Origin of the sequence: Microcoleus sp. Pol10D4, assembly GCF_036701555.1 — a bacterium.
GTDB lineage: Bacteria > Cyanobacteriota > Cyanobacteriia > Cyanobacteriales > Microcoleaceae > Microcoleus.
This window is the reverse complement of record NZ_JAUBRA010000074.1, coordinates 24,623-31,917: the sequence shown is the minus strand read 5'-3', so window position 1 is coordinate 31,917 and position 7,295 is coordinate 24,623. Positions and strand designations below refer to the sequence as shown.

The following is a 7,295-nucleotide window of genomic DNA, read 5'->3' as shown; positions in this document are numbered from 1 at the left end:
AATGACTAATGACTAATGACTAATGACTAATGACTAATGACTAATGACTAATGACTAATGACTAATGACTAATGACTTTTATCTAAATTATCCCGCTGGCGAAGTAATTCAGGCCCGCGAGAAGTCCCCAAACGAGTTGCCCCAGCTACTACCAAATCTAGAGCTTGTTCATGAGTACGAATTCCGCCCGCCGCTTTAATCCCGATCCTTCCCTTCGTAACTTCCTTCAGCAGTCGTACATCGTCAACTTTCGCCGGGCCAAAAAAGCCAGTGTTGGTTTTGATGTAGGCGACGCCGGCTTCCATACAAATCTCAGCCGCTAATTGTTTTTCGGCATCGGAAAGGAGCGAACTTTCGATAATTGCTTTAATGGTGAGATTAGTTTCTTCGCAAATTTGGGCTAATTCCCGGTGGAATTCGTCGATTCTTCCAGCTTTCAACAATCCTAAGTTAACGGAGACATCTAACTCTACGGCTCCATTATCGGCAGCTTCTAGAGCTTCGTAAATTTTCACCGTTGAAGTCGAAGCACCGGTGGGAAAACCAATAACTGTACAGACTTTGGGACGTTTGCCGTGCAGCAGCTCAACTGCTTGTCTGACGTAGGCGGGATACACGCAAACTGTGACAAAGCCAAATCTCTCGGCTTGTTGGCAACAGTTTTCTACTTGCTCTGGCGTAGCGCTGGGGTCGATCAGGCCGTAGTCGATCAAGGGGGCAATATCGATGTCTGCCTGGTTTGCAGCCATTGCTGTTTTTTCTCCGAAGTAATTACTTCCTTATTATGTAGCGAATTTACCAAATCTTCGACCGAAAGCAGCCAGGGTACAACCCCCCGCATTCCTGCGTGAGGTCGCTTTCTCCAATTCTTCAATCTAAAATCTAAAATCTAAAATCTAAAATCGATTGACTTTACTCCGGGTTCTAGCAAGTATAAATACTCAACTTGCTGCTCGTAAAAACTCTTGTGGGAATTGGTTTACCAATTTATGTCTAAAAAATAATATTTTGGTATCTCCCTTTAGATACATTTTTGCTCTTTCTTTAGGTATACTTTGTTAAAAGGACTTACGGTAGAGCCTGCGTCAGCTACGCTAGGGCAGAGCCTGGTAGCGGCTACTGTTTTTACTTTTAGTAGTGCTTTAAAAACATAAAAGCCAGTGCCAAGCATGAATCATTTAGAACTCGAACAAGAAATTGGGAAGATGGCTAGAGCGATGATGAGTCGAAATAGCTTAATTGGTAAAGATTTGATTGCGGATCTCAGAGAGCGGGTGTCTGTTGACAGTTTAGCTGCTTTGATGATTGTCAGTATTGAGCGTTTGATTTGGTATGACTGCGAGTCCGTGATCTGGAGTTTGAGTTATTTGATTCCTGCTGACGTGATGGAAGAAATTCGCCGGATTACTGCGCTGATTGTTTGCCAGCGGTTGATGGGCCAGGGTTTTCTGCTGGGGAAAGATTTTAGTATTGATGCCACAGGCCAGTTGCTGTTGAGTGAGAATGCTAAAACAGCGGTTGTGGTTGCTTGAATTGGGCAAGCAGAAATAGGAGTCATTAGCACTAGGAGATTTGCAGTTAGACTGGGGGCGCCCTAGGACTCTTTGTGTAACTGCAAACCTAATTCGGGATGCGGTAAGAGTTACGTGATTCACGCAGAGTTAAGATTCGCACCAGCTCTAAAAAACGATGAGTGCGGTTAGCGAAAAGAGCTTTTTACCAGAGGAAAATAGTTAGTTTCGACCGCAAATTGTTGAGGTTGTTACTGGCCGAGTGTACGGGCGATCGCCCTGTATCAAATTTTTCAGATTTTTAGTGGAATTACAGTTTTACTCCAGCTATGGTTTCATGTAGAATCATCCCTAAGATAGATACAAAATATTATGAACTTAATTCAAAACTTGGAAGCGGCTTGGTATTACCATCTGGGCTCGCGCCACCTCGAAGCTAACGATGATCATGGTGCTCTGGCGAACTTTAACAGAGCATTGAAGTTGCAATCAGATCATTATAAGGCTTGGTTCGGCCGAGGTATGGCTCTGGGGAAATTAGAACGGCACTTAGAGGCGCTGAAGAGTTTTGATGAGGCCTTGGCGGTGGAGCCGAATGCGAGCTTTGGCTGGCACAACCGGGCTATTGCTTTAGGAAAGTTGGGCCGCTGGTTGGAGGCTCTCAATAGTTTTGACCGGGCTCTGGAGTTCAGTCCTTGCGCGGCGAGTATTTGGCACAACCGGGGACTGACGCTGATCGATATGGGGCTTTACGAGAAGGCGGTTCTGAGTTTTGATCGCTCTTTAAATTTGTACCCGGAGGCTGCTTGGGTGTGGTACAACCGAGGTAATGCTTTGTTGGAACTCAAGCTTTACTATCAGGCGCTCAACAGTTTTGACCGGGCGATCGAGTTTAAGCCTGATGACGCGAAGGCTTGGTACAATCGCGGTATAGCTGCGAACTCTATGGGACTTTACAAACAAGCAGTGGCTAGTTTTAGCCGATCGATCGCTCTACAACCTGGCAGAGCCGATGCTGTGGGCGAACGGAGAGTTGCTTTGGAGAAATTAATAGGTTTAAATCAGAGAAATGCCAAGTTCACTCCCACATCTGAGCGTCCCTTAGAAGATTATTTAATTTGGTACAACCGGGGTGTGGAATTGGCGCGAAAAGGCTGCTACTCTGAGGCGATTGCTTGCTACGAAACAGTCTTAGAAATAAATCCTGATTTTGCCAACGCTTTTTACAATAAAGCTTGCTGTTATGCGCTACTGGGATTCGCTGATTTGGCCCTTGACAATTTGCAGCGGGCTGTTGAGTTTATCCCTAATTTATACCGAGAGCTAGCTTTAGCTGACTCTGATTTAAGCTGCATTTGGAAACAAGAACGTTTTGAAGCGCTGATCCAAGGTTGATTTTACGCAAAAAACAAAACAGCTCGCCAATGGGGCGAGCTGTTTTTTTGGGCGGTGCAAATTCGATCGCCCGACAGTATTTGTGCAATCTTTGCTATTGCACAGAAACTCGGATTGAGGGCTTGACCGGCCTCTTGGCAACTACGATTACCCGGTAAGTGCCGGATTCCGGTAGTTGAGCAAAAGTTTGACCTTCGCCTTGATCCAGGAGTGCTCCCGACGGAGATTGGATCGCCAGATCTAGATTTTTGTTGCTAGAGCTCGCCCTAATTGTCTGTCCCTGCTTGCCTTGAAGTGTGATGGGCTGGATTTGGTAGCCGGACATTTTGAGTTTGACTGTGGCTTGTTTTTCCTTGAATGCTATGGGAATTGCGCGATCGGGCCGATAAGTCCACTTGGCGCTAAAGTCGCGTCCGATTACGAAGCTGGTGGTTTCACCTTTGGGGGTAACTCGCACGCGATAGATACCTGACTCTGGCAACTGGCCAATCCACTGATTATCTGACTTTTCAATAACCCCCATATTTTCACCATTGGGACTGTACAGTTCGGCTGTCAGTTGTCCCGCCCACAGGGAGAGAGTAAGTTCTCGCCCTTTGATGCCTTCAAAAATATAGGTGGTGGGTTGGTTGATGGTTTCTCGGATTTCCGAGGTTGACATTCGCTTGATAGGTTCGAGGTTTGAAGCTGATTCAGAGGTAACGGGTTTGTTAAGGGTTTCTGTAATTTCCGAAGCAGCCATCAGCTCGCTCGGCGCAATTTTGGGGGCTACTGGGCTGGCAAATACTGATTTTGCCGTCATCATGAGTAGCATTCCAGTCAGTAAAATTAGTTTTTTCATGTCGCACTTCCGAGGGGGGGGTAAGGAGTTGTATATGGTTACTTGTATTTGCTTGTTTTCACCGGATTAAATCTGGCGATCGCACAGAGGCTACAAGAGGATATAGGATACACGTAAATATCCCGTACTTGCACAAAACCTGCTGGTAGCAAATTGGCAGTGCGGGAGCTAAGTAGTAGCCTCAATTTGTCGGGACCTTTTAATGATACTCCTTACGCATAATATCATCACAGAATATTAGTAATTTTTTATAGGGAGATTAAAACTTTTTCCGAGGTTCTTGCTAAAGAAATGCCCACACCCAAAAAACGCGGTGTCTGGGATTCTGGCTCTGCCTTGCTACTAGAAAAGGGCTAGCACCCCACGGGGTGAGAACCCCTAGTGTTACTTCATTTTTGACGATCGCCTAATTATTTAGGGCGGTGCGAACCCCATCTTACCATATTTGTAGCGTGTTAAACCTTTTTTTACGTAAGTTTTGATACTGTATGTTTGTAGGGAGGATTTAGTTATTATCAATGATAAAGACAAGTTTATCACTACCGAATCCGCCCTACAATACGAGGTTAATTTGTACTACGAAGCGGCCAGGATTTTCAGGTAAGCTTGTACTGTGTTGGACAACCCCATTTCTAGCGCTTCCGCAATTAAAGCATGACCAATTGATACTTCTAGTATATTAGGAATACAGCAAAATTTAGCTAAATTTTGCAAATTTAAATCATGCCCAGCATTCACCCCTAAACCTGCTGATTGAGCGGCTTGAGCGGCTTCAACATATTGTTGAAAAACAGATTCAACTCTCCCTTCGCGAAAAGCAGTTGCGTAGGGTTCCGTGTACAGTTCTACTCTGTCTGCTCCAACTTCTTTTGCTAGCGGCATGAGAGCAGCATCTGCGTCCATAAATAAGCTGACTCTGATACCATTGTCTTTTAATTTTTCAATGATTGGTAAGAGCCGATCGCGATTTTCGGGAATATTCCAACCGCTATCGGAGGTTAGCACGTCGGGAGCATCCGGCACCAAGGTACACTGAGCCGGTTTTACGTCGCAAACTATATCCATAAATGGCGGCTGAAACGGATTTCCTTCGATGTTGAACTCAACGGTTAGCATTTTGGCTAATTCGTAAACATCGGCAGCTTTGATATGCCTTTCGTCGGGGCGCGGATGGACTGTAACGCCGTGAGCTCCAGCAGCAATCACTGTTTTGGCGGCTTCCGTAACGCTGGGGATACCGATGTTTCGAGAGTTTCTGAGGAGGGCGATTCTGTTGATGTTAACGCTGAGTTTTGTCATGGGATGTTAATCTTTAAGGTAGATGCTACTATATTAATCGCTTTCGGTACGAAATCTTGAGCCTATGGCGGTAGTGTTAGGGCATTGTTAGAGGACAAATTAGCTTGTACCAGCGGTAAACTTTCTGCAAATAAAGCCTCTGCTATTTGCTGTTTGGCTGTCAAATCTGCAAGGTTGGCAATGCAGAAAAGCGGTGCGACGCGATCGACTATTTCGGGAGGAAAATCGCGGCTGAAATATTTTAGTTCAAAGTCGTATCTGTGGGGACGGTAAATCATGCCCAGCAGTTCGACTAACGGTAGAAGCGTCCAATTGTGATAGTTGCCGATCGCATCTACTAAATGTCCGCGATAAATCTCTTTTTTAACCAGAGGTTGCAGCAAATCGAAACGGATTTTAATTTCGTTGAATCTCGACTGCATTGTAGATAAATGTTTGCTTCGATCCAAAGGAGGCGGTACAATTAGATTAGCTTTGTCAAAGGCGATCGGGACTTTCCCGTGTCTCTCTATTTCCAGAAAATCGTTGCGGCTGCTGCGCCGAAAAACGGCGAAATCAATTAGCAAGAACGGCGGGGTTTCTTTCAGTCGCCAGAAACACTGCGATTGACCGTGCCAAGCGGGTTCTGGAACTCGATATTTGAGTTCGATTTCGCCAATTTCTGCGAGGGCTTTTTCAACAATATCAAAGGTTTGTTGCACGCAGTTATCTTCAACCACAACGGCAATATCGAGGTCTGACCACTCGTCGGTGTATCCGTGGGCTGCTGAACCTCCTTGCCACAAAGCGAGAACAAAATCTAAAGGTTGTAAGGTAGAAACAATCTTTTCGAGAATGATTTGTCTCATGGAATCAAGCTATACTGTTTGTTTTCCCTGGCTTGCACAAGTTTAACAAACGATCGCGTGTTGAGATTGCTCCGCGACAGTTGTCCAAAGAGTTGCTAATGCTTCCGGTTGTGCACTGCTGCCAAAAATTACACGGGAAGCTGCAAGGAAAAGTGGCAATCTTTGGGAAAGTGCGATCGCCCGCGATTGAAAATCAGCCTTATATGGTCAGAATCAGAAACTTGCCCGCTGTCCGGTAACATGAGAAAGGATTAATTTTTAACAGCGCGGCATGGCTACTATTTGGGAACTCGACTTTTACAGCCGTCCAATCATAGACGAGCGAGAGAAAAAAAAATGGGAAGTGTTGATCTGCGAAAGCCCGCTGAATGTAGGCGACAAGGCCGAATCTCTGTTTCGCTACTCACAATTCTGCTCCAGTTCTACCGTGAATTCCCTGTGGCTGGCGGGTGCAATTAAAGATGCGATCGCCGCAGCACCGAAACGCCCCGAAAAAATCCGCTTTTTCCGCCGCCAAATGGCGAACATGATTACCAAAGCCTGCGATGACTTGGACATTCCCGCCGCCTGCAGCCGCCGCACCCTCGCCCTTAGCCTGTGGCTGGAAGAACGGATGCAAGACGTTTATCCCGCCGAACCGGGCTATCAACCGGTTGTGAACCCGAGCGTTCAATTTGTACCCGAAACGCCAGTTGCGCTGCCGGATGCTTTAATCGGCGAAAAATGGGCGTTTGTGAGTTTGCCGATCGCAGCTTTTGACGAAATGTCCGAGTGGGATATCGGATTTGGCGAAGCTTTCGGACTGCCGATGACACGCCTCGCCCCAGAAACGCAAATTCCGGGACTGATTATCTACTCGTCGAGAGCAACAGCTTTGGCAGGTTGGATGTCGGGTTTAGAGTTGGCTTTCCTGAAATTTGAGAGCGGCCCACCCGCTAGGCTGGTATTAGATACGGGAGCTAATGATCGCTGGATTTTAGCTAATCTCAGAGACGCAGCAACTGAGAGAGAAGCGAAAGGATTTGAAGCTGCTAAAAAGCAAGCAAAAAAAGTACATTTCTTAGCAATTCAGTCGAATCCTGAATCGGAATCTTTTGCAGGATTTTGGCTGCTGCACGAACTAACTATTTAGTCATTAGTCATTAGTCATTAGTAATTATTCATTAGTCATTAGTTATGAGTCAATATAGCTGTTAACTCTAGACTAATGACGGTAGATTATTAACTGATGACTGATGATCAATGACTGTAAAATCTGGTTATCGCCAATTACACCAGTTTTCCCAAAAGAATCTAAATGTAGACCCGTGCACCCAACCCCTATCCAGTAAGTTATTGCCAATTCTTTAATCGAAAATCGAAAATCGAAAATCGAATCGCCCATTACAAACCACCGAGAAC

Annotated in this window: 7 protein-coding genes; 3 read left to right on the top strand and 4 right to left on the bottom strand. The window is 45.7% G+C overall.

Going from position 1 to position 7,295, the window contains the following annotated elements:
- Positions 1-68: 68 nt before the first annotated feature.
- Positions 69-749 (bottom strand): deoxyribose-phosphate aldolase, encoded by a 681-nt coding sequence (deoC, locus tag QUA36_RS26410; RefSeq protein ID WP_333459622.1) that lies wholly within the window; start codon positions 747-749, stop codon positions 69-71.
- Between the two features lie 420 nt (positions 750-1,169).
- Here deoC and QUA36_RS26405 point away from each other — a divergent pair, with 420 nt between their 5' ends.
- Both QUA36_RS26405 and QUA36_RS26400 read left to right on the top strand, forming a co-directional pair.
- The gene (locus QUA36_RS26405) at positions 1,170-1,532 is read left to right on the top strand and encodes a hypothetical protein (protein ID WP_333168348.1); all 363 of its coding nucleotides are present in this window, start codon (positions 1,170-1,172) and stop codon (positions 1,530-1,532) included.
- Between the two features lie 351 nt (positions 1,533-1,883).
- Complete coding sequence (locus QUA36_RS26400; RefSeq protein WP_333168347.1) at positions 1,884-2,906, top strand: tetratricopeptide repeat protein; 1,023 nt, start codon at positions 1,884-1,886, stop codon at positions 2,904-2,906.
- A gap of 94 nt (positions 2,907-3,000) precedes the next feature.
- On the opposite strand, the gene QUA36_RS26395 is transcribed toward QUA36_RS26400, so the two are convergent.
- From QUA36_RS26395 to QUA36_RS26385, 3 genes are all read right to left on the bottom strand, one after another.
- On the bottom strand, positions 3,001-3,747 hold the full coding sequence (locus QUA36_RS26395; protein ID WP_333168346.1) for a hypothetical protein: 747 nt from the start codon (positions 3,745-3,747) through the stop codon (positions 3,001-3,003).
- 576 nt (positions 3,748-4,323) lie between these two features.
- Positions 4,324-5,046: a pyridoxine 5'-phosphate synthase gene (locus tag QUA36_RS26390; RefSeq protein WP_333459621.1), complete on the bottom strand. Its 723-nt coding sequence runs from the start codon at positions 5,044-5,046 to the stop codon at positions 4,324-4,326.
- Positions 5,047-5,108: 62 nt separating this feature from the next.
- The gene (locus QUA36_RS26385; RefSeq protein ID WP_333459620.1) at positions 5,109-5,894 is read right to left on the bottom strand and encodes a nucleotidyltransferase domain-containing protein; all 786 of its coding nucleotides are present in this window, start codon (positions 5,892-5,894) and stop codon (positions 5,109-5,111) included.
- Between the two features lie 271 nt (positions 5,895-6,165).
- Between QUA36_RS26385 and QUA36_RS26380 the strand changes: the two genes are divergently transcribed.
- Positions 6,166-7,026 (top strand): Tab2/Atab2 family RNA-binding protein, encoded by an 861-nt coding sequence (locus QUA36_RS26380; protein ID WP_333137275.1) that lies wholly within the window; start codon positions 6,166-6,168, stop codon positions 7,024-7,026.
- The last annotated feature ends 269 nt before the right edge of the window (positions 7,027-7,295 follow it).